The organism is Actinoplanes campanulatus (genome assembly GCF_014647795.1).
Classification (GTDB): domain Bacteria; phylum Actinomycetota; class Actinomycetes; order Mycobacteriales; family Micromonosporaceae; genus Actinoplanes; species Actinoplanes campanulatus.
This window is the reverse complement of sequence record NZ_BMPW01000024.1, coordinates 108,145-132,819: the sequence shown is the minus strand read 5'-3', so window position 1 is coordinate 132,819 and position 24,675 is coordinate 108,145. Positions and strand designations below refer to the sequence as shown.

The 24,675-nt window shown below is 71.0% G+C and carries 28 protein-coding genes; 10 read left to right on the top strand and 18 right to left on the bottom strand.

Features of this window, described 5'->3' with window-relative positions:
• Window positions 1-54 precede the first annotated feature (54 nt).
• On the top strand, window positions 55-606 hold the full coding sequence (locus tag IEZ13_RS37455) for a CGNR zinc finger domain-containing protein (RefSeq protein ID WP_183218436.1): 552 nt from the start codon (window positions 55-57) through the stop codon (window positions 604-606).
• Window positions 607-956: 350 nt separating this feature from the next.
• Here IEZ13_RS37455 and IEZ13_RS37450 read toward each other — a convergent pair whose 3' ends face one another.
• The gene (locus IEZ13_RS37450) at window positions 957-2,108 is read right to left on the bottom strand and encodes an SGNH/GDSL hydrolase family protein (protein ID WP_183218437.1); all 1,152 of its coding nucleotides are present in this window, start codon (window positions 2,106-2,108) and stop codon (window positions 957-959) included.
• Between the two features lie 164 nt (window positions 2,109-2,272).
• Between IEZ13_RS37450 and IEZ13_RS37445 the strand changes: the two genes are divergently transcribed.
• Window positions 2,273-3,241 (top strand): hypothetical protein, encoded by a 969-nt coding sequence (locus IEZ13_RS37445; protein ID WP_183218438.1) that lies wholly within the window; start codon window positions 2,273-2,275, stop codon window positions 3,239-3,241.
• Here the strand turns inward: IEZ13_RS37445 and IEZ13_RS37440 are convergent.
• From IEZ13_RS37440 to IEZ13_RS37420, 5 genes are all read right to left on the bottom strand, one after another.
• Window positions 3,238-3,873, bottom strand: coding sequence for a lysophospholipid acyltransferase family protein (locus tag IEZ13_RS37440; RefSeq protein ID WP_183218439.1), 636 nt, complete (start codon window positions 3,871-3,873; stop codon window positions 3,238-3,240). The genes IEZ13_RS37445 and IEZ13_RS37440 overlap by 4 nt on opposite strands.
• 14 nt (window positions 3,874-3,887) lie before the next feature.
• Complete coding sequence (locus IEZ13_RS37435) at window positions 3,888-4,523, bottom strand: DJ-1/PfpI family protein (RefSeq protein ID WP_183218440.1); 636 nt, start codon at window positions 4,521-4,523, stop codon at window positions 3,888-3,890.
• 3 nt (window positions 4,524-4,526) lie between these two features.
• A complete protein-coding gene (locus tag IEZ13_RS37430) occupies window positions 4,527-5,459 on the bottom strand; it encodes a GlxA family transcriptional regulator (protein ID WP_229795517.1) in 933 nt (310 codons plus the stop codon).
• Between the two features lie 66 nt (window positions 5,460-5,525).
• On the bottom strand, window positions 5,526-6,050 hold the full coding sequence (locus tag IEZ13_RS37425) for a P-loop nucleotide/nucleoside kinase family protein (RefSeq protein ID WP_183218441.1): 525 nt from the start codon (window positions 6,048-6,050) through the stop codon (window positions 5,526-5,528).
• A 35-nt stretch (window positions 6,051-6,085) separates the two neighbouring features.
• Window positions 6,086-7,441 (bottom strand): HEAT repeat domain-containing protein, encoded by a 1,356-nt coding sequence (locus IEZ13_RS37420; protein WP_183218442.1) that lies wholly within the window; start codon window positions 7,439-7,441, stop codon window positions 6,086-6,088.
• A 65-nt stretch (window positions 7,442-7,506) separates the two neighbouring features.
• Between IEZ13_RS37420 and IEZ13_RS37415 the strand changes: the two genes are divergently transcribed.
• From IEZ13_RS37415 to IEZ13_RS37405, 3 genes are all read left to right on the top strand, one after another.
• Window positions 7,507-7,995, top strand: a complete 489-nt coding sequence (locus IEZ13_RS37415; RefSeq protein ID WP_183218443.1) for a MarR family winged helix-turn-helix transcriptional regulator — start codon at window positions 7,507-7,509, stop codon at window positions 7,993-7,995.
• Between the two features lie 72 nt (window positions 7,996-8,067).
• A complete protein-coding gene (locus IEZ13_RS37410; protein ID WP_183218444.1) occupies window positions 8,068-9,474 on the top strand; it encodes an MFS transporter in 1,407 nt (468 codons plus the stop codon).
• Window positions 9,475-9,520: 46 nt separating this feature from the next.
• Window positions 9,521-9,772, top strand: coding sequence for a hypothetical protein (locus IEZ13_RS37405; protein ID WP_183218445.1), 252 nt, complete (start codon window positions 9,521-9,523; stop codon window positions 9,770-9,772).
• Window positions 9,773-9,828: 56 nt separating this feature from the next.
• Here the strand turns inward: IEZ13_RS37405 and IEZ13_RS37400 are convergent, their stop codons facing one another.
• Together IEZ13_RS37400 and IEZ13_RS37395 are read right to left on the bottom strand one after the other, a co-directional pair.
• On the bottom strand, window positions 9,829-10,071 hold the full coding sequence (locus tag IEZ13_RS37400; RefSeq protein WP_183218446.1) for a hypothetical protein: 243 nt from the start codon (window positions 10,069-10,071) through the stop codon (window positions 9,829-9,831).
• Between the two features lie 127 nt (window positions 10,072-10,198).
• Window positions 10,199-10,780: a TetR/AcrR family transcriptional regulator gene (locus IEZ13_RS37395; protein WP_183218447.1), complete on the bottom strand. Its 582-nt coding sequence runs from the start codon at window positions 10,778-10,780 to the stop codon at window positions 10,199-10,201.
• Between the two features lie 65 nt (window positions 10,781-10,845).
• On the opposite strand from IEZ13_RS37395, the gene IEZ13_RS37390 reads away from it, so the two are divergent.
• Window positions 10,846-11,163: a MobA protein gene (locus IEZ13_RS37390; RefSeq protein ID WP_183218448.1), complete on the top strand. Its 318-nt coding sequence runs from the start codon at window positions 10,846-10,848 to the stop codon at window positions 11,161-11,163.
• A gap of 620 nt (window positions 11,164-11,783) precedes the next feature.
• Here the strand turns inward: IEZ13_RS37390 and IEZ13_RS37385 are convergent.
• Window positions 11,784-12,278 (bottom strand): YcxB family protein, encoded by a 495-nt coding sequence (locus tag IEZ13_RS37385; RefSeq protein ID WP_183218449.1) that lies wholly within the window; start codon window positions 12,276-12,278, stop codon window positions 11,784-11,786.
• Between the two features lie 5 nt (window positions 12,279-12,283).
• On the opposite strand from IEZ13_RS37385, the gene IEZ13_RS37380 reads away from it, so the two are divergent.
• On the top strand, window positions 12,284-13,090 hold the full coding sequence (locus IEZ13_RS37380; RefSeq protein WP_183218450.1) for an MBL fold metallo-hydrolase: 807 nt from the start codon (window positions 12,284-12,286) through the stop codon (window positions 13,088-13,090).
• The gene (locus IEZ13_RS37375) at window positions 13,087-13,887 is read left to right on the top strand and encodes an MBL fold metallo-hydrolase (RefSeq protein ID WP_183218451.1); all 801 of its coding nucleotides are present in this window, start codon (window positions 13,087-13,089) and stop codon (window positions 13,885-13,887) included. Before IEZ13_RS37380 ends, IEZ13_RS37375 begins: the two co-directional genes overlap by 4 nt.
• Before the next feature lie 71 nt (window positions 13,888-13,958).
• On the opposite strand, the gene IEZ13_RS37370 is transcribed toward IEZ13_RS37375, so the two are convergent.
• From IEZ13_RS37370 to IEZ13_RS37340, 7 genes are all read right to left on the bottom strand, one after another.
• Complete coding sequence (locus IEZ13_RS37370) at window positions 13,959-15,008, bottom strand: BMP family lipoprotein (protein ID WP_183218452.1); 1,050 nt, start codon at window positions 15,006-15,008, stop codon at window positions 13,959-13,961.
• A gap of 15 nt (window positions 15,009-15,023) precedes the next feature.
• The gene (locus tag IEZ13_RS37365; protein WP_183218453.1) at window positions 15,024-16,628 is read right to left on the bottom strand and encodes a methyl-accepting chemotaxis protein; all 1,605 of its coding nucleotides are present in this window, start codon (window positions 16,626-16,628) and stop codon (window positions 15,024-15,026) included.
• A 121-nt stretch (window positions 16,629-16,749) separates the two neighbouring features.
• Entirely contained in the window at window positions 16,750-18,030 is a 1,281-nt protein-coding gene (locus tag IEZ13_RS37360; RefSeq protein WP_183218454.1) for a hypothetical protein, read from the bottom strand.
• A gap of 103 nt (window positions 18,031-18,133) precedes the next feature.
• Window positions 18,134-20,473, bottom strand: coding sequence for an ATP-binding cassette domain-containing protein (locus IEZ13_RS37355; protein WP_183218455.1), 2,340 nt, complete (start codon window positions 20,471-20,473; stop codon window positions 18,134-18,136).
• 19 nt (window positions 20,474-20,492) lie between these two features.
• On the bottom strand, window positions 20,493-20,840 hold the full coding sequence (locus tag IEZ13_RS37350; protein WP_183218456.1) for a VOC family protein: 348 nt from the start codon (window positions 20,838-20,840) through the stop codon (window positions 20,493-20,495).
• A 48-nt stretch (window positions 20,841-20,888) separates the two neighbouring features.
• Complete coding sequence (locus IEZ13_RS37345; protein ID WP_183218457.1) at window positions 20,889-21,299, bottom strand: VOC family protein; 411 nt, start codon at window positions 21,297-21,299, stop codon at window positions 20,889-20,891.
• 12 nt (window positions 21,300-21,311) lie between these two features.
• The gene (locus IEZ13_RS37340) at window positions 21,312-21,686 is read right to left on the bottom strand and encodes a helix-turn-helix transcriptional regulator (RefSeq protein WP_229795519.1); all 375 of its coding nucleotides are present in this window, start codon (window positions 21,684-21,686) and stop codon (window positions 21,312-21,314) included.
• Window positions 21,687-21,774: 88 nt separating this feature from the next.
• Between IEZ13_RS37340 and IEZ13_RS37335 the strand changes: the two genes are divergently transcribed.
• On the top strand, window positions 21,775-22,791 hold the full coding sequence (locus IEZ13_RS37335; protein WP_183218459.1) for a hypothetical protein: 1,017 nt from the start codon (window positions 21,775-21,777) through the stop codon (window positions 22,789-22,791).
• 375 nt (window positions 22,792-23,166) lie between these two features.
• Here the strand turns inward: IEZ13_RS37335 and IEZ13_RS37330 are convergent, their stop codons facing one another.
• Window positions 23,167-23,493, bottom strand: a complete 327-nt coding sequence (locus IEZ13_RS37330; RefSeq protein ID WP_183218460.1) for a winged helix-turn-helix domain-containing protein — start codon at window positions 23,491-23,493, stop codon at window positions 23,167-23,169.
• Complete coding sequence (locus IEZ13_RS37325; RefSeq protein ID WP_183218461.1) at window positions 23,490-23,822, bottom strand: hypothetical protein; 333 nt, start codon at window positions 23,820-23,822, stop codon at window positions 23,490-23,492. Before IEZ13_RS37325 ends, IEZ13_RS37330 begins: the two co-directional genes overlap by 4 nt.
• A 237-nt stretch (window positions 23,823-24,059) precedes the next feature.
• On the opposite strand from IEZ13_RS37325, the gene IEZ13_RS37320 reads away from it, so the two are divergent.
• On the top strand, window positions 24,060-24,509 hold the full coding sequence (locus IEZ13_RS37320) for a GNAT family N-acetyltransferase (RefSeq protein ID WP_183218462.1): 450 nt from the start codon (window positions 24,060-24,062) through the stop codon (window positions 24,507-24,509).
• The last annotated feature ends 166 nt before the right edge of the window (window positions 24,510-24,675 follow it).

Below are 24,675 nucleotides of genomic sequence, written 5' to 3'. Positions count from 1 at the left end.
TGGTCTATGGTGCATACGACCCTGACGCTAAGCGGCGCCTGATAAGGAGTCAAATTGCTTTTCGCCCCTGACACCGAGGAGGCGCTGGAGTTCGTGGTGGCGCTCGCCAACACCGCGCCGGGCGCCTCCCGCTCCGGCGAGGACGAGCTCGTCACCGTCGGCCAGCTGCGCGAGATGCTCCGGCACTACGTCTACTCCGGGCGCATCGACCACGATCAGGCCGAGCTGGAGGCGGTCCGCGCCGCGCGGGAGTCGCTGCGTTCGGTGTGGACGCTGGACCGGGACGCCGCGGTCGAGGCGGTGAACCGGATGCTGCGCGAGGCCCGGGCGCTGCCGTTCCTGACCCGGCACGACGGCTCGGACTGGCACATCCACGCCACCGAGCCGGACGCCCCGCTGGCCGAGCGGATCCGCGTCGAGGCGGCCCTCGCCCTGATCGACGTGATCCGGATGAACGAGACCGGCCGGCTACGGGTCTGCGAGGCCCCCGACTGCACCGGCCTGTTTCTCGATCTGTCCCGCAACGGCTCCAAGCGGTTCTGTTCGGTGCGCTGCGGCAACCGGGTCAACATGATCGCCTTCCGGGCCCGCAAGGCGTCCCGCTGACTCCGGCTACACGCTGAACGCCGCCCCGTCGCCGAGCGCGCACACCGGCCCGTTCGTGCGCATTGACCGGCGCTGACGGGCAGGCGAACGCACACGATAGGCGGACTGTGCGCGCCTACCGACAGCCGGCGGAGCAGGCGCACACACCGGGCCGTTCGTGCGCGCTGGCCAGCCCTATCGAGCAGGCAAGGGCACACGACGGCGGGCGCGAGGCGAGGGCGAGTGGGCAGCTAAGCCCGGCGGGCGCGGCAAAGGCGTGCGCCGCCGGGAAGATCGCGGGTCGCCCACGGCGGTAGGCGTAGCCCGTACCGGAAAGGGAACCGGAAGCGAACCGCGAACCTGGACCGACGTCAGGGGGCCAGGAAGGAGGCGAGCGCGTCGGCGGTGAAGGCGGCTCCCCGGTCGGTCATGTGGACCAGGTCCTCGCAGTAGAGGCCGAGGCTGTTGTCGGCCGACGGCGCCGGCTGCCGGGCCGCCAGGTCGAAGTAGGCGACCGCGCTGCTCCCGCCGGGCCCGCCGTCGTCGTCGGCCGCGACGTCCTGCCAGGCCCGGCTCACCTCGGCGAAGTCCTGCACGGACCGGCCGGCGGAGACCCGCGGCGAGCCGTAGACCACGAACGACGGAGAGGTGTCGGTGTACGCCCGGACCGTCGCGATGATCGTTTTCAGGTTCCGTCCGATGGTGGCGGCCGGCACCCGGGTCCGCCAGTCGTTGACCCCCAATTGGAGGATCACCAGGTGCGGCCGGATGGTGCGCAGCCGCGGCGCCCACCCGGCGGCGCTCCCGGCGAAGTCGCCGCTGGTCAGCCCACCGTGGCCGCCGTTGTAGACGTGGATGCCCCGGTTCTCGTCGCCGTGGAGGACGGCGAAGCCGTGCACGTACACGTCCGGCGTGACGCATGTCACCACGATCGTGTGGTGGCCGGGTTCGAGACGGGGTGAGATCCAGGTGGCGTCGCGGTCCGTCGCCGGGCCGTGGGTGCCGACCGTCGCCACGGTGGCGCCGTCGATCGTCACGGTGAACGCGCCACCACCAGGGAAGACGGTGTGCCACACCCGGACACTCGTTCCGGTGAACGGGTAGGTCACGGTCTGCCCCGCCGCTTTCAGGCCGGCGGATTTCAGCCCCCAGCCGGTGGTCGACGTGGTGACGCCACCGGACAGGACCACCGGCCACAGCCCGGACGGCCGGCCCCACGCGGCCGTGTAGACGTCCCCACCGGCCGCGCCGGCGACCGGGAACCGGGCGCACAGGTTGCCGGCGAGCATCGGCACGTAGCCCCGCCCGTACCTCGACGAGCCGACGCCCTCCGAGCTGGACGAGCCGATCACCGCGACCACCGCGGGTTCGTAGTGCCGGTTCGCCAGGGCGGCATGCCAGCCCAGCAGCGGAAGAACCGGATCGGATGTGGAGGCCAGCACCGGTTCGGCCGCGACGCCCGCGACCGCGAAACCGGTGGCGAAGAGCCCACCGGCCCGGATGAATCCACGACGATCCGCCACCGATTCCCCCCGCCGGAATCCCGGTCTCACTGACCGGAGTCGCACGCTAACACGGGATGCAAAATCGTCACTTCCTCCGGGAGGATTATGAATTCTGACGGTTGATCACCACCACGGGTGACACCCCCGCCACGCACCTGGATGATCATTAATATGATCCGCGCATGGGATCACGGGCGAACGTGGCGATCCGCATGGACGGCGCGTGGACGCATTGCGGCAGCGACAGCATCGGCTACAGCCTCGACGCGTACCTGGCGCTCGGCCCGGAGCCGGCGCTGGCCGTCTTCGGCGCCCTGCCCGCGTGGGAGGACCCGGCGCAGTGGCAGACCGAGAGCGTCTGCGAGGCCGGCGCCCTGATCGACCTGGACTCCCAGGAGCTGCTGTTCTTCCTGGACGTCGACTACCACCAGCGGCTCGCGTTGCTGGACGGTTGCCGGCGGACGTGGCCGGGATGGACGATCCGGTGGGCGTACAACGGGATCGCCGACGTGACCGACGCGCTCGGGCTGGACCGGGCGGTGCTCGGTCGGCAGCCGTGGGACAACACCGCGCTGTTCAAGTGGCACAAGCCGGGTCCCGAGGAGGAATTGGTCCTGCACCACGTGATCACGGTCGGCACCACGGCGTACGGCCTGGACTACAACGCCGAGGCCCCGTGGTCGATCGGCCCGGCCCTGCTCGACCAGCTCTTCGAACTGCCCCGGGTGACCACCCTGCCCCGGGTGCCGCGCAGCGGTCTGCACCTCGACCCGGCGGCCCGGACCGCCGGGGTGTGGTCGACCGAACCGCTGTACGGGCTGACCGAACGGTTCGCCGACCGCTGGCCCGGCTGGACCCTGCGCTTCTGGGAGGACCGCTACCTGGAGCAGCAGCGCCGCTGCGGCAACGGGTTCACCTTCGCCGACCCGGCGGACCTCGCGGACGCCTCGGCGCAGGCGCTGGTCGACCGGGTGCTGCGGCACTGGGTTCCGGCGACGACCATGCCCGGCGGCGGTCCCCAGGACCCGTACCGCGGCCAGCGGGACGCCGGTCTCACGGTCGACGACCTGCAACCGCTCACCGGCGCCCTGCTCGGCCCGTCCCGCGCCCCGGTTGACGTGGCCGCCTACGCGAAGGCCATGCTCGACTAGCGGGCGTAGCGGGGCACGTAGTCCTGACCGGACAGTTCCGCGATCGCCGCCATGATCATGTCGGTGGCGGCCCGCCGCTCCTGGGCGCTCTCCGGGTCGGAGGCGATCGCGGACAACTGGACCGGCTTGCCGAAGGCCACCGAGACCCGGGCCGGCCGTGGGACGATCCGGCCCGGCGGCAGCACCCGGTCGGTACCGGACATCGCCACCGGCACCACCGGCGCCCCCGATCTGAGCGCCAGCCACGCCACCCCGGTACGGCCGCGGTAGAGCCGCCCGTCCGGTGAGCGGGTCCCCTCCGGATAGATCCCGAACGCCTCACCGCGCAGCAGCACGTCGAGGCACGCGTCGAGCGACCGGACCGCCGCCCGGGTGTCGTCGCGGTCCACCGCGACCTGCCCGTCCCGGGACATGAACCAGGAGACCAGCCGCCCGCCCGGTCCCTGCCCGGTGAAGTACTCCGCCTTCGCCATGAAGATCACCTTGCGGGCCAGCGCCATCGGCAGGAACGTCGAGTCGGTGACCGACAGGTGATTCGACGCCAGCAGCAGCGGACCGCTCGGCGGCACGTGCTCGGCACCCTCCACCCGCAGACGGACGATCTTCGTGAGCAGCTCGTACACGGACAGCACGCCTCTCGATGAACCTAGTTCAGGATGGAGTCACGAACTCCCCGCACCACCGCTACCACCTCCGGCGGGGCCGTGCGCGGCGAACCGGCCTGATACGGCGGGTGCGGGTCGTACTCGATGCCCAACTGGACGGCCTGGGCCACGGTTGCGCCCGCCATCTCACCGACCAGCGTCAGCGCCATGTCGATACCGGCCGACACCCCGGCCGCCGTCACGTACTTCCCGTCCCTGACCACGCGTTCCTCCGCCGGAATCGCGCCGAAGTCGGCCAGACCGTCCAGGGCCAGCCAGTGCGACGTGGCCCGCCGGCCGTCGAGCAGCCCGGCCGCCGCCAGGATCAGCGAACCGGTGCACACCGACGTGGTCCAGGTGCTGGTCGCGTCGGCGTCGCGCAGCCAGCGGTGCAGCGGCCCGTCGGTCATGTGGTCGTTCTGGCCGGGGCCACCCGGTACCAGGATCACGTCCGGGCGCGGCACGTCGGCGAAGGTGGCGTCCACATTCAACCCGAGACTGCCGACCTCGGTGCGCACCGAGCCGGTCCGCTCCCCCACGAAGACCACCTCCAGGCCGGGCACCCGGCTCAGCACGTCGTAGGGCCCGATCGCGTCCAGTGCGGTGAGACGCTCGAAGAGAACGATTGCCAACTGCATTTCTCAAACCTCCATCGGTACGGGGCGGAAGCGCCGTTGATACTCGGACGGGCAGACTCCGAGCACCCGCAGGAAGGCGCGGCGCATCGCCTCCGGGGTGCCGTAACCGCTGCCGCGGGCGACCTGCTCGATGCCGTCGGCGCCGTCCTCCAGCAGGCGGCGGGCGGTCTCCAGGCGGGTGGCGTCCACGTACCGGCCGGGGGTCTGCCCGACCTCGGCGGTGAACGCGCGGGCGAACTGGCGGGGTGACAGGTTGGCGCGCCGGGCCAGTTCCTCGACGCTGAGGTCGGCGGCCGGGTTGTCGGCGATCCACCGCTGCACCTCACGCAGCCCGGGCCGGGCCGCCACCTGTGCGGACAGCTGCGCCGAGAACTGCGTCTGGTTGGCCGGCCGGCGCAGGAACATCACCAGGTGCCGGGCGATCGTCAGGGCGGTGTCGCGGCCCAGGTCCTCCTCGACCAGGGCGAGCGCCAGGTCGATGCCGGCGGTGACCCCGGCCGACGTGGAGATCCGGCCGTCCCGGACGAAGATCGGCTCCGGGTCCACGCACACGTCCGGGTGCCGGCGGGCCAGGGCACCGGCGAAGCTCCAGTGGGTGGTGACCCGGCGGCCGCTCAGCAGGCCCGCCTCGGCCAGCAGGAACGCGCCGGAGCAGACCGACATGATCCGGGGCACGTGGCCGGCGTTGGCCCGGATCCAGCCGACGATCCCCTGCTGGGCGGCACGGGTGCCGGGTCCACCGGGGACGACCAGGATGTCCGGCCGCTGGTCACCCGGCTCACCGTCCGGCAGCAGGGTGAGGCCGCTGGACGTACGGACCGGGGCGCCGCCCGTGCTCGCGGTGGTGACCCGGTAGCCGGCGCCCGCGAACACCTCCATGGGCCCGGTCACGTCGAGACTCTGCACGCCGTCGAAGAGCAGGATCAGTACGTCCACGCCCTCTACCCTGGACGCCGGCCGTCATGGCCGCAACGACGCGGATCCCACCTTTCCTGCCATCGGCTAGACCCCGCCGATGGCCTCGCTGATCGCCTGGATCAGCCGGGTGGCGATCACCGGACGGTCGGTCTCGACGGTGACGACCGGCCCGACGGCGAGCGGCGACGCCTCCACGGCCCACCGCGGCCAGTCGTCACGCAGCCGCTCGTCGTCCTCGTACAGGGCGTCGCGCCGCCGGTCGCGGTAGCGCTCCAGGGCCACCTCGGCGGGCACGTCGCACCAGACCTCCACTGTCGCGCGGGCACCCGAACGGGCGATGCCCTCGGTCACGAAACCGAGGTCGCGCGGCCGGAACCACCAGCTCTCCAGGATCACCACGCCGGGTGTGGCGGCCGCCAGCTCCCACATCACCTGCGCGGCGACCCATCCCACCGCCTTCGGCGGAACACCCGGCGCGGCGCCGGCCAGAGCCTCTTTCACCAGGTCTTTTCCGATCAGGGGTACGCGCAGCGCGGGCGCCAGGCGCCCGGCCAGGGTGCTCTTGCCCGAGCCGGGAAGCCCGTTGATCAGAATCAGCCGGTGCGCCACAGGATGAAGCTTGTCATCCGAACGCTCGCCGCTGCTCAGATGGCCACCACTCCCGGGGTACTGCCGTGGGCGACGCCGCACGCGGTCAGCGCGAGGACCGCTCGGCCCTCGACCCGGGTGTGCGGACCGAACTCGTGCGGGTTCACCGACAGCCGCCCGGCGATCTCGGTGGAGTCCACCTCCTCGGGGATGCCCTCCTCCTCCCGTGCCCGCCGGATCCGGTCCACGAGATCAGGAGCCGACAGCAGGTCCGGGTCGCGCAGGATGCTCTCCGGAATGCCGTTGTCGTGGGGCAGCCGGTATCCGGCCTCGGCCGGGTGGCCGTCGCCGATCTGGTCGTCCGGGCCGAAGACGTCGTAGAACCGGACCACCTCGCCCTTCTCCGCGATGCACCAGGCGGTCCAGCCGTCCCCGCAGCTGGTGCCGTACCAGTGCGCGGCCCCGAACCGGGCGCTCAGCCTCGCGCAGCGGTCCTTGGCATCGGCACGGAAGACCGCCTCGAAGTCGTCGCCACGGATGGCGTGCGCGACGGCCGGCATCCGCCCGAAGACCAGCGTCCATCCGTCCAGGGCCGGGGTCACGTACACCCGCCGGCAGCCATGGTGCGGGCCCCGGGTCCAGGAATGGCTGTCGCGGTTCCAGGCCGACTCGCCGAGCCGCATCGTCACCGGGCGGGGCTCGACGAGGTCGAACGCGTCGAGGACCGCTGCCTGGTCGGCGGTCGGGACGGCGTACCAGGAGCCGCACAGATGCATCGGTTCCGGGTCCTCGTACCCCGATTTGATCTCGATGAGCCGAATGATCGCCTGCCGGTCGTGATCGTCGAGAGCGCCCCACCCGCCGATCTCGGCGAGCGCGGCCAGCGCGCCGCGCCGCTTGCGGCCCGCACCCCGGCGGACCTCGCGCAGCGCCGGCGCCGCGACCGCGCCGATCTCGCCGAAGCCCCGGATCAGGTTGTCGCGCACCCCTTCGTCCGGGTCGTCGAGCAGGGCGATCAGATCCGGCAGGTACGGTTCGGCGGCGGCCTTTCGCTGCCAGCAGAGGAAGTAGATGCCGGACTTGCGGACCTTCGGGTGCGGGTGGCGCAGCGCGGGCAGGTAGACGGCCGGGGTGGACACCTCGACCGCCATCAGCGCCCAGCCGCATCGCCGGGCGACCTCGCTTGTCGGCGCGGCGGCCATGGCGGCGATCAGCGGGCCGAACGCCGGATCGCCGAGGCGGCGCAACAGGGACGCGCTGGTGGACCAGTCGATCGGCGACTCCTCGTCACAGAGCGCCCGCAGAACCGGTTCGACGGCCTCCGCGCCGGCCGCCACGAGGGCCTCCTCGGCCGCCTCGCGTTCGGTCTTGTCACTGCTGGCGAGCCGTTCCACGGTGGCGTCGACGCTCATCCGGAACCCTTTCTGATCGGTCGCGGATCGTCCGGCCCGAAACTATCGCGGGCTACGCTTGTCGCATGACCGCGATGGCGCCCACCCGCACCGAGTCCGACCTGTCCTTCCTGCTCGACCACACCAGCCACGTGCTGCGTACCCGGATGGCGGCGGGGCTCGGCGAGATCGGGCTGACCGCGCGGATGCACTGCGTGCTGGTGCACGCGCTGGAGCAGGAGCGCACCCAGATCCAGTTGGCCGAGCTGGGTGACATGGACAAGACCACGATGGTGGCCACGGTCGACGCGCTGGAGAAGGCGGGGTACGCGGAACGCCGCCCGTCCAGCACCGACCGCCGGGCCCGGATCATCGCGGTCACCGCCGCCGGCACGGAGATCGCCGAGCGCAGCCAGGAGATCGTCGACGGCGTGCACCGCGACGCGCTGGACTCGCTGCCCGACGACGAGCGCGAGGTGCTGGTCCGCGCCCTGAACCGGCTGGCCACCGAGCATCTGGCGGTCCCCGCCGAGGGTCCGCACGCGGCCCGTCGCGCCCGGGAGCGCGCAAAGTAGAGAAGATAGAGATAGTCCGTAACCAAACTATCTGCTAGCGTTCCTTCCGTTCACCTCAACGGGAGGAACCCCATGTCGTACTCGAAACGCTGGACCGCGCTCGCCGTTCTCTCCGCCACCGGCCTGATGACCGTCCTCGACGGCAGCATCGTCACCGTGGCGATGCCCGCGATCCAGGCGGACGTCGGCTTCACCGCGGCCGGGCTCAGCTGGATGGTCAACGCCTACCTGATCCCGTTCGGCGGGCTGCTGCTGCTCGCCGGCCGGCTCGGCGACCTGCTCGGCCGCCGCCAGATGTTCCTCGCCGGGAACGCCGTCTTCACCGGGGCGTCGCTGCTCGCCGGCCTCGCCACCGGGCCCGGCCTGCTGATCGCCGCCCGGTTCCTCCAGGGCGTCGGCAGCGCGCTGGCCTCGGCGGTGGTGCTCGGCATCCTGGTCACGCTCTTCACCGACCCGGTCGAGCGCGGGAAGGCGATCGCGATCTTCAGCTTCACCGGGGCGGCCGGAGCGTCCATCGGGCAGGTGCTCGGCGGGGTGCTCACCGACGTACTGAGCTGGCCGTGGATCTTCTTCATCAACGTGCCGATCGGGGTCGCCACCATCGCGCTGGCGCTGGTCGCCCTGCCCGCCGACCGCGGAGCCGGATGGTCGCGCGGCACCGACGTCCTCGGCGCCGTCCTGGTCACCTCCGGGCTGATGCTGGGCATCTACACGATCGTCACGAACGGCCCGTACGCCTGGCTCACCGGAACCGTCGCGGCCGCCCTGCTGGCCGGGTTCGTCGGACGGCAGGTCACCGCCCGCGAGCCGCTCATGCCACTGCGGATCTTCCGGTCCCGGGACGTCACCGGCGCCAACCTGGCCCAGATGCTGTCGCTGTCCGGGATGTTCGCCTTCCAGGTGCTGGTCGCGCTCCACATGCAGAAGGTGCTCGGGTACGGCGCCCTGGAGACCGGACTCGCCATGCTCCCGGCCGCCGTCGGCATCGGGGTGGTCTCGCTGTTCGTGTCCGCCCCGCTCAGTGCCCGGTTCGGCGCCCGCACCGTGCTGCGCGCCGGGCTCCTGCTGCTGATCGCGGCCATGGCGCTGCTCACCCGCATCCCGGTCCAGGCGTCGTACGTCACCGACCTGCTGCCGGTGATGCTGCTGATCTCCGGCGGCGGCCTGGTCCTGCCGGCGCTGGCGACCCTGGGCATGTCCGGCGCCGAGGACGGCGACGCGGGCCTCGCCTCCGGCCTGTTCAACACCACCCAGCAGGTCGGCATGGCCCTCGGCGTGGCGGTCCTCTCCACCCTGGCCGCCACCCGCACCGACCACCTGCTGACCGCCGGCGCCGACCAGGCGACCGCACTGACCGGAGGCTACCGGCTCGCCTTCGCCACCTCGGCCGGCCTCCTGGCCACGGCTTTCCTGGTCTCCGTGGTCGTGCTCCGCCGCCCGGCCGGCACCACCGCACCCGACCCGGTGCCCGCCACCTGACCTCTTCTTCTGGCGGCTGCGGCGCGCCGAGACCTGGCTCCGGGAGGTGACCGCCCGGGATCCGGCCGACGTGACCGCCCTGACCTTCATGATCGCCACCGCACGCGGGCTCCAGCTCGGCCCGGCCGAGGCCACCGCCCGGTTCGACCGGGTGGTGGCCCTGCACCCGTACCACCAGTACGCGCACGAACAGCGGCTCCAGGGGCTGTGCGCCAAATGGTCCGGTGACGACGAGCGGATGCTCTCCTTCGCCCGGAAAACCGTGGCCGGCGCACCGGACGGCGGGCTATCTCGGTGACCCGGTCGAGGCCTTCCGGCAGAGCCAGGGCTTCGTGCGGCAGAACCGGCCCTGAGTCAGACCACGTTGCGGCGGGCCGCCTCGCGAGCGCGCACCGCCGCGCTCGTCTGCGACCGCAGCAGCCAGGAGTCCGGCTCGCAGGCCGGGCAGGCGCGGGCCGAGCCCGTGCGCAGGCGCACCGCCGAACCCTCCCGCTGCTGGATCTCGTGGGTCTCGGCCATCGGCGAGCCGCAGCGGGGACACGCGTCCTCGCGGACCGCGGTGGCGATGTGCGCGATGTGGCCGGTCGCATATCGCACCGTGGAGTAGGCCTGCTCGTCCCCGACACGCAGCTCGGGGTTGCGGGGCGCGCCGCGTAGGGCCCCGTGTCGGCGTGCGAGACGGCGTCGGCGAACCGCCGCAGGATCCGGGCCAGCAGATTCATCCCTACTCCTTGAGGAAGAGCGCGGCGAGCAGGCTCGCGGTGACGGCTGCCGCGTCGGTGCCGGGGTGGATCGCCTGCCGCAGCGCGAGCCCGGCGCCCATCGCGCCCCACGCGACGACCAGGTGCGGCAGCGGCATCGCCGGGGTGAGGCCGAGACGGGCGCAGTGCCGCTCCAGCAGCGCCGTGATCTCGGTGTCGAAGCGGTCCTGGAGTGCCGCCATGGTGGCCGCGTGCCGTGGGTTGCCGGACATCGCCGCCACCGCCTCGGCGGACACCAGCGCCCAGCGGGCCTGGTCACCGCCGCCCGGGGTGAGGACGGCGAGCAGGCCCTCCCGGCTGCCGGCCTGGTCGAGCGCCATGGCGAGCCCGCGCATCAGATCCTCGGCCCGCGTGTCGACGATGGCCTGCCAGAGCCCTTCCTTACCGCCGAACTGTTTGTAGACGGCGCCGCGCGTGTATCCGCCCGCGGCGGCGATCTCCTCGACGGTCGCGGCGAGATAGCCCCGCTCCAGAAAGGCGGCGCTCGCCGCCCCCAGCAGCCGCTGCCTGGTGAGCCGCTGCTGTTCGGCGCGTGTCAGCCGCATGCCGCCCCTTTTAGGTAACACAGTGTTTCTGGATACATGACGTTACCATCTGGCATGATGCCACCGTGAATCTCGGCGACCTCTTCGATCCGCCCCCGCCGCGCTGGGGCCTCCGCGGCGACCCCCACCTGTGGCAGGCCATGCGCCGGCGTTTCGCCGACGACGCCCTGCCCGCCGACCAGCAGGGCCTCGAGAAAGCCGTGGAGACGGCGTTCGAGGAGATCACCGGCGTGCGGATGAGCGACGGGACCGAAACCGTGCGGATGCCGGAGTACCGGATCGGCAGCGGCATGTCCGACGGCATGGTGAGCGGCGAGTGGTGGCGCACGAGCGCCCGCGTGCTGCTCCGCGACCGTTGGCACGTCGCCGTCAACGACCGGTAGATCGCTCCCGCGCCGGCATCCGGCACATCCGCTGCCGGCCGTGACACCGGGTCACGGTGAAGATCGCCCACCGGCCTCAAGGGCGGGCAGGCGCGCACGCCGTCGTGCTGCGCGCGCCCGCCCGGCCCATTCCCATGACCGGCCCACACCACACGGCACCGTGCGCGCCCACCCCCCACACCCAGAGCCAGCGAACACGGTGACAATGCCGCGCGCGCCGACACACCCAACAACCTCGGCCGGCGCACACGCCAAACCTTCCGTGTGCGGCCACCACCTTCAAACCTCGGGCCCGTGTGCGGCCACCCGCCCTCGAACGGGCGGCCGCGTGGACCCGCCGCCGTCGCGGAAGGTGGGCGGCGCCCGCCGTGACCGGCGCCGTCGGGCGTACGGACGATCCGGGCGCCTGGCGAGAGTCGCGCAAAGCGCAACCGACTGTCGGAGCGGGACGCTACGGCAGGGACCGGCGGCAGACGGCCGCGGCAACGACCGGCCGGGCCTGCCGGACCACCGATCTACGCCCGGCGGGTGCGGCACAGGCCGGAGTGGCAGCAGGCCGGGCGGCTGGGCGGGACGGCCCTGGCATTCGGGGACGGCGGCACGCGTACCGGAGAAGGGTTTTAGCCTGGCAGTAGGTCCTTGAGCTGGGCGCGCTCGTCTTCGCTCAGGCCGCCGGTGGGTATGCACAGGAACTCCGGGCCGCCGATGTGGACGAGGACCTGATCGCGGCGCTGTTCCACCCGGCGCACGTCGGACCAGTTCCAGCGGCCCTCGGAGAAACCGGTGAACGTCTGCACCCCGGTCCGGTCGATCCGGAAGGCGATCATGCGACCGAACTTGTCCGCGTTCCGCTTCAGCGCCTCGGCGGACATCATCCACGGGCCGTAGATCGGCAGCAGGGCACTGCTCACCGCCAGGTAGAAGGCGTATTGCCGGCCGCCCGCCAGAGCGATGAGCCAGGCGACGACGAGACCGCCGGCCGCGACGGGCAGCAGGTATCTCCGCATTCGACGGCGGATGAACGGGCGCGCGAGGGCCGCCTCGGTGCGAGCCTGGAAAGTCAGTACGGTGTCATCACCCATGAGCACCGAACTATAGATGATCTTGAAAGGCATCACGGATGCGGATGGTCTTTCTCGGGGTCTCCACGATCCTGCTCAGTGACGGGCGGACCACCCTGCTCACCGACGGGTTCTTCTCGCGGCCGGGGCTGCTTCGTGTGCTGGCCGGGCGGGTGCGGCCGGATCGGGAGCGGATCGGGGCGGCGCTGCGGCGGTTCGGGATCGAACGGGTGGACGGGCTGTTCGTGGTGCACTCGCACTACGATCACGCGCTGGACGCGCCCACGGTCGCGATGATGACCGGGGCGCGACTGTTCGGCTCGGCGTCGACTCGGAACATCGCTCTCGGGCACGGCTTCCCTTTAGACCGTTTCACCACGACAGACCAGCTTGAAATCGGAAATTTCCGGATCAGGGTGTTGCCGGCGCTGCACAGCCCTGGCGACCTCTCCCCCGGCACCATCGACCGGCCGATCGGGCTCGACTCCCGGGCCCGCGACTACCGGACCGGCGAGTGTTACACCCTGCACGTGGCACACGGCGACGAGAGGCTGCTCATCCACGCCAGCGCCAACCACGCCGACCTCGGCGCGCACCCCGCCGGCACCGTCTTCCTCGGTGTCGGCGGGCTCGGGAAACAGTCCGCCGAGTTCCGGGCGACCTACTGGGATCGGCTCGTCCGGCGTACCGGCGCCCGCCGGGTCATCCCGATCCACTGGGACGATTTCACCCGCCCTCTCGACCGGCCGCTGCGTCCTATGCCACGCTTCGCCGACGACTTCCGGACCACGATGCGGTTCCTCGGCGAGCAGGCCGCCATCGACGACGTGGAGTTGACGCTGCCGACCCTGGGAGAGCCGCTGTGAAGGTCCACCATCTCAACTGCGGGACCATGCGCCCGGCCGTCACCCCGAGCCTGGTCTGCCACGTGCTCGCGGTCGAGACCACCGAGGGGCTGCTGCTGGTCGACTCGGGTTTCGGCCTGCGCGACGCCGCCGAGCCGGCGCACCGCATCGGCGCTGCGCGCCATCTGATCAGACCGGTGCTCGATCCGGAGGAGTCCGCCGTCCGGCAGCTGCAACGCCTTGATCTGGACCCCGATGACGTACGGGACATCGTGCTCACCCACTACGACGCGGACCACTCCGGTGGCACCGCCGACTTCCCGCGGGCCCGGGTGCACCTGACCGCCACCGAATCGGAGGCCGCACAGCACCCGCGGACCTGGAACGAGCGCTCCCGCTATCTGCCGGCCCAGCGTGAGCACGGCCCGCGGCTGGTGGAACACGATCCGGCGACGGGCGACGGCTGGCGTGGTTTCGCCGCCGCCACCGAGATCGTCCCGGGTGTGGTCCTGATCGCGATGCCCGGCCACACCCGCGGCCACGCCGCCGTGGCGGTCGACACCGGCGACGGCTGGATCCTGCACGCCGGCGACGCCTTCTACCACCGCGCACAGATCGACGGCGTGACCCGCGGCAATCGTGCCCTGGCCACCCTGGAGGCGGCCATCGCCCACGATCGTCGCCTGGTCCGCGCCAACCATGCCCGCCTCGCCGAACTGTGGGCCGCCGCCGACCCGGCCCTGACGATCGTCAACGCGCACGACCCGGAGCTGCTGCGGGCGGCCGCCGCTCACCCGAGGCGCTTGGGCCCGAGGTAGGTGCCGCCGGTGGCGTCGATGACGTTGGCGGTGATCCAGCGGCCTGGCGTCGATCCGGGCGGACCGACGCGTCAGGGCTGAGTGGGCGCGACGATCTTGCCGTCGTACAGCTGCTGGCGGAGCGGTTCCAGCTTCGCCTGCAGCGGCTTGATGGCCGGCTCGTTCGACACCGCGTAGCCGACGCCGTCGGTCTTCAGGTCGAAGCGGCGTACGCCGCCGGCGCGGTCGCCCTTGATGAACGCCTGGATCTCCTGGAAGACGGCGTTGTCGACCCGCTTGAGCATCGAGGTCAGCACCGCCGGCTTCACGTCGGCCTCGGCGCTTTCGTACTGGTCGGTGTCGACGCCGACGAACGTGGCGCCGCGGGTCGCGGCGACCGCCTTCAGCGCGCCGCCGCCGGAGCCACCGGCCGCCGCATAGATCACGTCGGCCTTGTCGGCCATCATCTCGGCGGCCACCTTCTCCGCCTTCTCCGGTACGCCGAAGCCGCTGAAGTCCGGAGGGGCGCTCAGGTAGCGCACCTTGACCTCGATCTTCGGGTTCACCCGCTTGGCGCCCGCGACGAAACCGGCCTCGAACTTCTCCAGCAGCGGGAACTTCACCCCACCGATGTAGCCGATCACGTTCGAGCGCGACTTCAGGGCGGCGGCCGCGCCGACCAGATAGGAGCCCTGTTCCTCGGCGAACACCAGCGAGACCACGTTGTCCGCGTCGATCGAGTCGTCGTCGACGATCGCGAACGTGGTGTCGGCGTGCTCGCTCGCGACCTGCTTCAGTGCCGCGGCGTACTGGAATCCGACCGCGATCACCGGGTTGTTGCCGGCCTCGACCAGCTCGGTCAGCGTGGCGATGCGGTCCTCGTCGGCGTCCTTCTCCGGACTCGCCTCGCTGACCTCGACCTCGAGTTCCTTCTTGGCCCGGTCGAGTCCCGCGCCGGCCGCGTCGTTGAAACTCTTGTCGCCCCGGCCGCCGGTGTCGAACGCGACGCCGACCTTGATGTGCTCGGCGCCGAGCCCGGCCAGCACGGCGCCCGCCGCAGTGGTCGGGGCCGGGCTCTGGCCGCATCCGGTGAGGGTCAGTGCTGCCGCGGTCGCCACGGCCAGCAGCATTCTCGTACGCATTCCTCGTCGCCCTTCTCAGTACCGGAACTGTCCGACGGCTTCGCGCAGCTGCCGCGACATGCGGGTCAGCTCGGCGGAGGCGGCTTGGGCGCGCACCACGTCGTTGCTGGCCGCGGTCGCCGCCTCGGCCACCGCGGAGATGTTGTCGGCGATCTTCGTGCTGCCGCCGGCCGCCTCGGCGATCCCGCGGTTCATCTCGCTGGTGGTCGCGGTCTGCTCCTCGACCGCGCTGGCGATCGTCGTCTGGTAGCCGTTGATCCGGCCGATGACCTCGCCGATGCCGGAGATCGCGGTCGCCGCCGCGGCGCTGTCGTGCTGGATCTCCTGCACCAGCCGGCCGATGTCCTCGGTGGCCTTCGCGGTCTCCTGGGCCAGTTCCTTGACCTCGCCCGCCACGACCGCGAACCCCTTGCCGGCCTCGCCGGCGCGGGCCGCCTCGATGGTGGCGTTCAGCGCCAGCAGGTTGGTCTGCTCCGCGATCGAGTTGATCAGCTGGACCACGTCGCTGATGCGGGCCGAGGAGGCGCCGAGGCTGGCGACGGTGGTGTTCGCGGTCCCGGCCGCGGTCACCGCCTCGGCGGCGACGGTGGCGGCGTGCGACGCGCTCTCGGCGATGTCGCGGATGGCCGAGCCCATCTCGTCGGCGCCCAGGGCGACCGTGCTCACGTTCGCGCTGACCTCCTGCGACACGTCGGCCGCGACCCGGGCCTGGGCGGAGGTCTCGGTGACGTTGGTGGCGAAGGTATTGGCGACCTCGTCCAGCGCGATCGAGGTCTCGCCCAGCAGTTCGGCCTGCGCGGCCACGTCGGTGACCACCCGGCGGATCGAGCCGAGCGCGTCGTCGAGCGCGGTGGCCATCTCGGCCGGCTCGTCCGTGCCGCTGTGCGACAGTTCCACGTTCAGCTCGCCGTCGGCGACCCGGCGCAGGGCGTCGCGGGCGGCGACGACCGGTCGCGTGATACTGCGGGTCACGGCGACGGCCAGCAGGCCACCGAGCAGCAGCGCCAGGGCACTGCCGACCAGGATGATCTGCTGAGCCCGGTCGGCCTCCGTGGCGGACTCGGCGACGGCCTGCTCGCTGCGCTGGTCCACCGACTCCACCAGCCGCTGGGTGGCCGTCATGATCCGGTAGTAGGTGTTCCAGCTGTCGTTCTGGACGAGGAGGTCACCCTTGCGGACGGCGGCCGGGGTGCCGGGCCGGTAGGTCGCCACCGCTTCGTCGTTGACCGCGTAGTACTCCGTGGTCTCCTGCCGTACCTTGGCGAACAGGGCCTGCTCGGCAGGCGTCAAGTCGGCCTCGTGCACCGTCTTCAGGAAGGCGGCGAACCGGTCGGCCTCGCGCTGGTAGGCGCGGTAGTTCACCGAGTCGCCGCCGAAGGCGCGCTCGGCGCCGAGGCGGTGGATGTCCGCTACGTAGGCGTTCTGCCAGCCGCTGACGCTGGCCGCGTAGAACCGGATCTCCTTCGCCTCGCTGGTCAGGACCTGCAGGGCACGGACCTCGGAGGCGGTGGCTTTCTGGTTGCGGATCGCGGTGAAGGCGACCGCGGCCACCACTCCCAGCAAGACGAGTACGGCTCCGAAGGCGGCTGCCAGCCGGGTGCCGATCCTGACTCTGCGCATGACGTCCCTTCCTTGTCATGCTTCTGTCGGAACGGCCGGGCGTACTTTTTAGGATTCCTGGCGATACCGAACAGCCGTCAACCCGCGCAGATGCCTGCGCGGGTTGACGGCCGGGGCAGGTCTAGCAGGCGCCGGCCTTGACCTTGGGCTCGCCGCGGGTGGTGGCCGGAACGGTCACGCAGGCGACGCTGGTGCCCGAGGTCACCTGGGCCACGCCCTTGCGGACGATCTGCACCTTGACGCCGGGCATGGCCATCTGCTTCGCGGCCTTCTTCAGGTAGTCGGCCGGTTTGCCCTGCTCGGTGAGAGCGAACAGGACGGCCTGCTGGCCGACCAGCTCGGCCCAGTTCTCCGCGGCGCCGGCACCGGACGTGCCGCCACCGGGCGCCGCCGCGCCGGCGAGCGCCTCGAACAGCGGGGCGATGTCGAGCTTCTGGGCGCCGGACGGCGCGGTGATGTCGACGCTGTCGGCGATCTCGATGCGGACCGTGCCGCGGCCGGTGGCGCCCTCGACGAACTGGAGGTAGTTGATCTCGAAGGCGGTGAACCTACCGTTGTCGACCCAGATGTCCAGGACGATCGGCTTGTCCGCCGGGGCGTTCTTGTCGATCTCCTTCTGGAGCGACTCGGCGGCCTCAGCGGCGGCCTCCGGGGAGATGATCTTAAAAGCGGCCTCGGCGAGCCGCTTCGCCTCCACGGTGGCCTTGGCGGTGGAGGTGGTGACGATCAGGTGCTTCTTGTCCTGCTCGTCGCGCACCACGTCGGCGCTCTCCAGCAGGTTCTCCGCGCTGGTCTTGAACTCGACGGCCAGCTTCTCGCTCTGCTCCTGCTGGTTGGCGGCCGCCGCGGTGGCCCCGCCGAACTGCTCGCCCAGCTTCTTCAGGTCGGTGGCCGCCACCGAGACCCACTCACCGTCGAAGAGCGGGGCCAGGCTGGGCACCTCGGCGGACATCCCGGAACGCATCTCCGCGATGTCGGCGCTGGTCGCGCCGAACTTGCTCGCCAGCTCGGTGACCGGCGCCCGGACATAGAGCACCTCGTCCACGGTCCGCACGTCGAGGCCGGTGACCCCGTCGATGTTCGCCGTCATCATGACGCGGTCGTCGGTGACGCTCTCGCCGGCCTTGTCCCAGGCCAGCGAGACGGACGAGTTGTAGATCTTGCGGAAGATCTCCTCGTCCTCGGCGGTGAAGTCGGTCGACTCCTTCTTGATGACCGCGATCACGTCGTCGATGCTGCCACCCGCCTTGAGGGTGAAGCCGGCCTTGCCCGCCGCGCCCAGGTTCTCCGCGGCCTTCTTCAGCTCCAGTTTCGGCTCGAGCTGCTGGAACTGGTTCGCGCACCCGACCGTGAGGGTCAGGGCTGTCACACCGGCGACAGCGCCGGCCAGGAAGCGCTTCATGCGCAGAAATCTCCATTCGAGGGGCAGCGGCACTCCCCCGTGCCGCGAACTGGCAGTGTAGGGGGACCCTTCAATCCCCGCGTGCCAATTAACCCGATCGATATCAGGAGACGTACTCCGCGAGATGCTGCCCGGTCAGCGTCGAACCGTCCTTGACCAGCGCCTCCGGGGTGCCCTCGAAGACGATCCGGCCACCGTCGTGACCGGCGCCCGGACCGAGGTCGATGATCCAGTCGGCGTGCGCCATGACGGCCTGGTGGTGCTCGATGACGATCACCGACTTGCCCGCGTCGACCAGCCGGTCCAGCAGGCCCAGCAGCTGCTCGACGTCGGCCAGGTGCAGGCCGGTGGTCGGCTCGTCGAGGATGTAGACGCCGCCCTTGTCGCCCATCCGGGTGGCCAGTTTGATCCGCTGCCGCTCCCCGCCGGACAGCGTGGTCAGCGGCTGGCCGAGGGTGAGGTAGCCGAGCCCGACGTCGGCGAGCCGCTTCAGGATCGTGTGCGCGGCCGGCAGCTTCGCGTCACCTGCGGCGAAGAACGCCTCCGCCTCGGTCACCGGCATCGCCAGGACCTCGGAGATGTCCTTACCGCCCAGCTTGTACTCCAGCACGGAGGCCTCGAACCGCTTGCCCTCGCACTCCTCGCACGGCGTCGACACCCCCGCCATGATGCCCAGGTCCATGTAGATGACCCCGGCGCCCTTGCAGGTCGGGCAGGCGCCCTCGGAGTTGGCGCTGAACAGGGCCGGCTTCACCCCGTTGACCTTGGCGAAGGCTTTGCGGATCGGTTCGAGCAGGCCGGTGTACGTGGCCGGATTCGATCGGCGGGACCCGCGGATCGCCGTCTGGTCGATCGCCACCACCCCGTCCCGCTTGGCCACCGAGCCGTGGATCAGCGAGCTCTTGCCGGACCCGGCCACCCCGGTCACCACGACCAGCACGCCGAGCGGGATGTCGACGTCCACACCCTGGAGGTTGTGGGTGGATGCGCCACGGATCTCCAGGTTTCCCTTGCCCGGCCGCACCGACGGCTTGACGGACGAGCGGTCGTCCAGGTGCCGGCCGGTGATGGTGCCGCTGGCGCGCAGGCCCTCGACCGTGCCCTCGAAGCAGATCTCGCCGCCCGCGGTGCCGGCCCCCGGCCCCAGGTCGACGACCCGGTCGGCGATCGCGATGGCCTCCGGCTTGTGCTCGACGACCAGGACCGTGTTGCCCTTGTCGCGCAGGCGCAGCAGCAGTTCGTTCATCCGCTGGATGTCGTGCGGGTGCAGGCCGATGGTGGGCTCGTCGAAGACGTACGTGACGTCGGTGAGCGCCGAGCCGAGGTGCCGGATCATCTTGGTGCGCTGTGCCTCGCCGCCGGAGAGTGTGCCGGCCGGCCGGTTCAGGGACAGGTAGCCCAGGCCGATCTCGACGAACGACTCCAGGGTGTGCCGCAGTTTCTCCAGCAGCGGGGCGACCGACGGCTCGTCCAGGCCGCGAACCCACTCGGCCAGGTCGCTGATCTGCATCTCGCAGGCGTCGGCGATGCTGACGCCCTTGATCTTCGACGCGCGGGCGTGCTCGGCCAGCCGGGTGCCGTCGCACTCGGGGCAGACCGTGAAGGTGATCACCCGTTCCACGAAGGCGCGGATGTGCGGCTGCATCGCGTCGACGTCCTTGGACAGGAACGACTTCTGGATGCCCGGGATCAGGCCGGTGTAGGTCAGGTTGATCCCGTCCACCTTGATCTTGGTGGGCTCCTTGTAGAGCAGGTCGTGCAGCTCGCGCTTGGTGAACTTGCCGATCGGCTTGTCCACGGCGAAGAAGCCGCAGCCCCGGAAGATCCGGCCCATCCACCCTTCCATGCTGTACCCAGGGATCGAGATGGCGCCGTCGTTGATCGACTTCGTCTCGTCGTACAGCTGGGTGAGATCGAAGTCGTTGACGTTGCCACGGCCCTCGCACCGCGGGCACATGCCCCCGGTGATGCTGAAGCTGCGGCGCTCCTTGGTGGTGATCCCGCCCTTCTCCAGGGTTACCGCGCCGGCGCCGGAGATCGAGGCGACGTTGAAGGAGTAGGCCTGCGGCGACCCGATGTGCGGATCCCCGAGCCTGCTGAACAGGATCCGCAGCATCGCGTTGGCGTCGGTCGCGGTGCCCACCGTCGAGCGCGGGTCGGAGCCCATCCGCTCCTGGTCCACGATGATCGCCGTGGTCAGGCCCTCCAGCACGTCCACGTCCGGGCGGGCCAGCGTCGGCATGAACCCCTGCACGAAGGCGCTGTACGTCTCGTTGATCAGACGCTGCGACTCGGCGGCGATGGTGCCGAACACCAGCGAGCTCTTACCCGACCCGGAGACCCCGGTGAACACCGTGAGCTGGTGTTTCGGGATCTCGACACGGACGTCCTTCAGGTTGTTGACCCGGGCGCCGTGCACGCGGATGGAGCGGTGGACGCTCATTTCTCTCCCCCTGTGAGTTTCAGCTGTCCTGCAGGATCCCGAGAACGTTACCGTCGGAATCGGTCACGCTGGCGACCCGGCGGCCCGGTCCGACCTCCTTCGCGGGCTCGGTCACCGTCGCGCCGGCCGCGGTCAGCTCGGCCAGCTTCGCATCGATGTCGGCCACGTGCCAGTAGGCCAGCGGCGCCTTCAGCCCCTGCGGCCCGCCGCCCGGGACCAGGCCGATGTGCTGGCCGGCCACGTCGTAGCCGACGTAGTAGGGACTGTCCGCCGTCGGCTCGGCGCCGAGCAGGGCGGTGTAGACGGCCTTGGCCTTCTCCAGGTCGGTGACGGGGTGCAGCACGGTCTTGATGCCTGATGTGGTCATGCCAGTCACGCTAGGTCGTCCCCGGGCGGCGTGCTTCTCGATTCCTGATCAGGTGAGCTGGTTGATCCGGATCAGGTTGCCGGCCGGATCCCGGAAGGCGCAGTCGCGCACCCCGAACGGCTGGTCGAACGGCTCCTGCACCACCTCGGCGCCGCTGGCCGCCAGCTTCTCGTACGTCTCCCGGAGGTCGGTGGCGCCCAGGATGATGCCGGCGTAGCAGCCCTTCGCCATCATCTCGGCGATGGTGCGCCGTTCCTGGTCGTTCAGGCCCGGGTCGACGCCGGGCGGGTGCAGGACGATCGAGGTCTGCGGCTGGCCGGGCGGGCCGACGGTGATCCAGCGCATGTCGCCGTACCCCACGTCGAGGCGCACCTCGAAGCCGAGGCCGTCGCGGTAGAAGGCGAGTGATCGTTCCGGATCGTCGGCCGGCAGGAAGGCCGACTGAATGACGAGGCTCATGCCCTGATGATGCTATGAAAGAGCCCGGATCGGCCGGGTCACCTGCCTGGTGACACACCCCGGCAATCCGGCGAGCTCGTCGGCCGCCTGCTTGCGGTAGACGCTCGGCGACACCCCGACCAGCTCGGAGAACCGGGTGCTGAACGTGCCGAGCGACGAGCAACCGACCGCGAAGCACACCTCGGTGACGCTCAGGTCACCGCGCCGCAGCAGGGTCATGGCCCGCTCGATGCGCCGGGTCATCAGATAGCTGTAGGGCGACTCGCCGAACGCCGACCGGAACCGCCGGCTCAGATGCCCGGCCGACATGTGCACGGACCGGGCCAGTTGCTCGACGTCCAACGGCTCCGTGTAGTAGCGGTCGATCCGGTCGCGGACACGGCGCATCAGCACGAGTTCATACAGCCGTCGGTCCTTCACCATCTCAGCCTAATCCCCGGCCTTATATTGACGTGCACCGATACAAGGAGGACACGTGCGGAAATTGGTTCCCATCGTGGCCGGCGCGCTGATCGCGGCCGGTCTCGCCACCCCGGCACACGCCGCCCCCAGCCGGGCGGAGATCGCCCTGCGCTGGGCGCCCATCCACTACCAGGACGTCGACGCCACCGGCAGCCACGCGCTCAGCGGCAAGAGCGATTACATCACCCGATACGACTTCGACGGGAACCTGAACGGCCGGGACAACTGGGACAACACCGGGACGAACACTGACGCCGCGGTCTACTACTCGGTCCTGGAGACCAGCACCCACTATTACCTCACGTACCTCTTCTTCCACCCGCGCGACTGGATCGACCACCCGTTCTTCGAGACCGAGCACGAGAACGACGGCGAAGGCGTGCTGGAGATCGTCGCCAAGGACGGTTCCGACTACGGCAGCCTCAAAGCGGCGGTGACGGTCGCGCACAGTGACTTCTTCTCCTACAAGCCGACCGCCAGCGACTGGGCCAACGGCTCCGAGACGATCGACGGGACACTCCAGCTCCAGTCCTCGCCGCACGACTCCTTCCAGCATCCGGTCACCGCCCAGGAGCGCGGCGGGCACGGGCTCAAGGCCTATCCGCAGTACAACATCAACGGCGACGGCATCGTCTACTACCCGTCACTGTCCGTATCCGAGTCGCCGAGCAGCACCAACGACCGGGACGTCCGCTACCGGCTGATCGACGTCTTCGCCGACGGCGGCCTGTGGGCCCAGCGCAACACCACGAGCCTGTTCGCCTCCCTCGGCACCTTCGCGGGCGACAACACCGGCGGCTGCGGCACCGGCACCTACGCCTGCGGCACCAACTCCGCCAACGCGCCCTGGGGCTGGGACGACGGCAACGACGCGGTCGCCCGGGGCGAGATCGCCACCGACCCGGCCAAGCTCGCGGCCTCCTACTTCAGCGCGACCGGCACGCTTTCGCGCGCCTACACCCACAACCCCTACTCGGTCGCCGCCACTGCCCTCCGCGCCGCTCAAAATCAACCCCCGACAATCGACTGATTCGTACGGCCTACGCCCGCCCTCGCCGAATCCACCCCGTCCCGCCGAGCCGCGCGGCCGCCTGCCAGTCCAGGCCGCCGCGCGGCCGCCGGGCTGATCCGCGTGCCCGGCCTCTCACTAGGGGGCCTACATGTCATCGGGCCGGGCGACGCGGCGTTCACCATGACCACGACCGGCGACCGACCGCTACGCCGGCTATCGCTCACCACCGCCCGACCGCGTGCCCCGCCCGCCCCATGGCCCCAGCCGGCACTCACGCGGCGTCCTTCGCCCACGCCCACCCCGAACAGCAGCGCCCTCCGCCCACGCCAGCCCGAGCGACAGCGCCCTTCGCCTACGCCGGCCCGAGCGGCGCGGTCGGCTGACCGGCGGCGATCAGCGGCCGACCTGGTCGGGGAGCACCGCCAGGCCGGCGCGGGCGACGATGTCCTGGAGGGCCGCGACGTGCCCGGCGAACGCGCCGTGCCCCTGCAGGGTGAGCCGCGCCGACGTCCGCGGCCGCTTGCCCACGAACGCCTTGCGGATCTCCACGTAGCCCGCCTCCTCGAGGGTCGTGAGCTGCTTGGACAGGGCCGAGTCGGACAGCCCCAGACTGTCGCGGAGGAACCTGAACTCGGCCCACTCGGTCGCGGCGAGCAGGCTGACCAGCGACAGCCGGGTGGGTGCGTGGATCAACTCGTCGAACCGCGGCTCGGTGCTCACCGGGCGCCCGCCAGCGGCCGGGACATCATCAGCTTCCGCAGGTGGCCCATCAGCCTCGGCCCGCCGAAGGCCAGCCCGACGGCCACCGGCAGGATCGCGAGCGTCGCCGGGAACGGCACACCGAGCGCCTCCAGCGCGAACCCGAGGCCGATCCCGGCCGCGACCAGGACGATCGTGAAGGCGGCGATGGTCAGCCCACCGCGTACGCCGATCAGGGCCGGCCGCACCTGGACGCGGGCCTTGCGCACGACGGCGAGGATCACAGCGCCCAATCCTAGGGCGTAGGCGACCGCACCGACCGCGATCACCCAGGTGATCCCGGTTTCCACGGCCGCCACCGCCAACGGTGAACCCCTCGCAAAGCCAACCGGCACCCGGCTGGATGTCCTGGACGGACACACGCCGACCGCGAGGCGTGCCGGCCGGTCCCGCGCCCAGGCGAGCACCTCCCGACGGCACCACGAGAGCACGCACCTCAACCCGAAGCACACCAGCCCGTCCCACGTCCAGGCGAACACCTCCACGGCGGCACCGTGAGAACATGGCGGAGTGAATAATGTGGACGGATGATCGAGGTCGGCCTGCGGGCGGTCGAGGTGGAGGACATCGAGGTCCTCTACCGGCAGGAAAGTGACCCCGAAGCGCTGCGCCGGGCCAACTTCCCGCGGCGGTCGCACGCCGCCTTCGTCGAGCACTGGAACCGGCGGGTCCTCGGCGACCCGTCCGTGCGGGCCCGCGCCATCGCTGCCGACGGACGGCTCGCCGGCAGCATCGTGGCCTGGTGGCAGGACGGCCGGCGGATGGTCGGGTTCTGGCTGGATCGCGAGCTGTGGGGGCGCGGCATCGGCACACGAGCGCTCACCCTCTTTCTCGAGCAGGAGACGACCCGCCCGCTCTACGGCGAGGCCGACGTCCGCAACGCGGCCTCGATCCGCCTGCTCAAGCGGTGCGGTTTCGAGGAGTTCGAGGTGATCCGCGAAGGCGCGGACGAGTTCCTGGTCCTGGCCCTCGGCTGACCGTCACGACGCCCACCGCCCACAGTCGCCCAACCGTGTGCGCCCACCCGCCCCACACCCTCAGCCACCACTCACGCAGCACTCTTCGTGCGCCCCGACCCTCCCATGCCTCAGTCAGCGTCCACGCAATCAGCCAGTGCCCACGCAGCGCCCCTCGTGTGCCGCC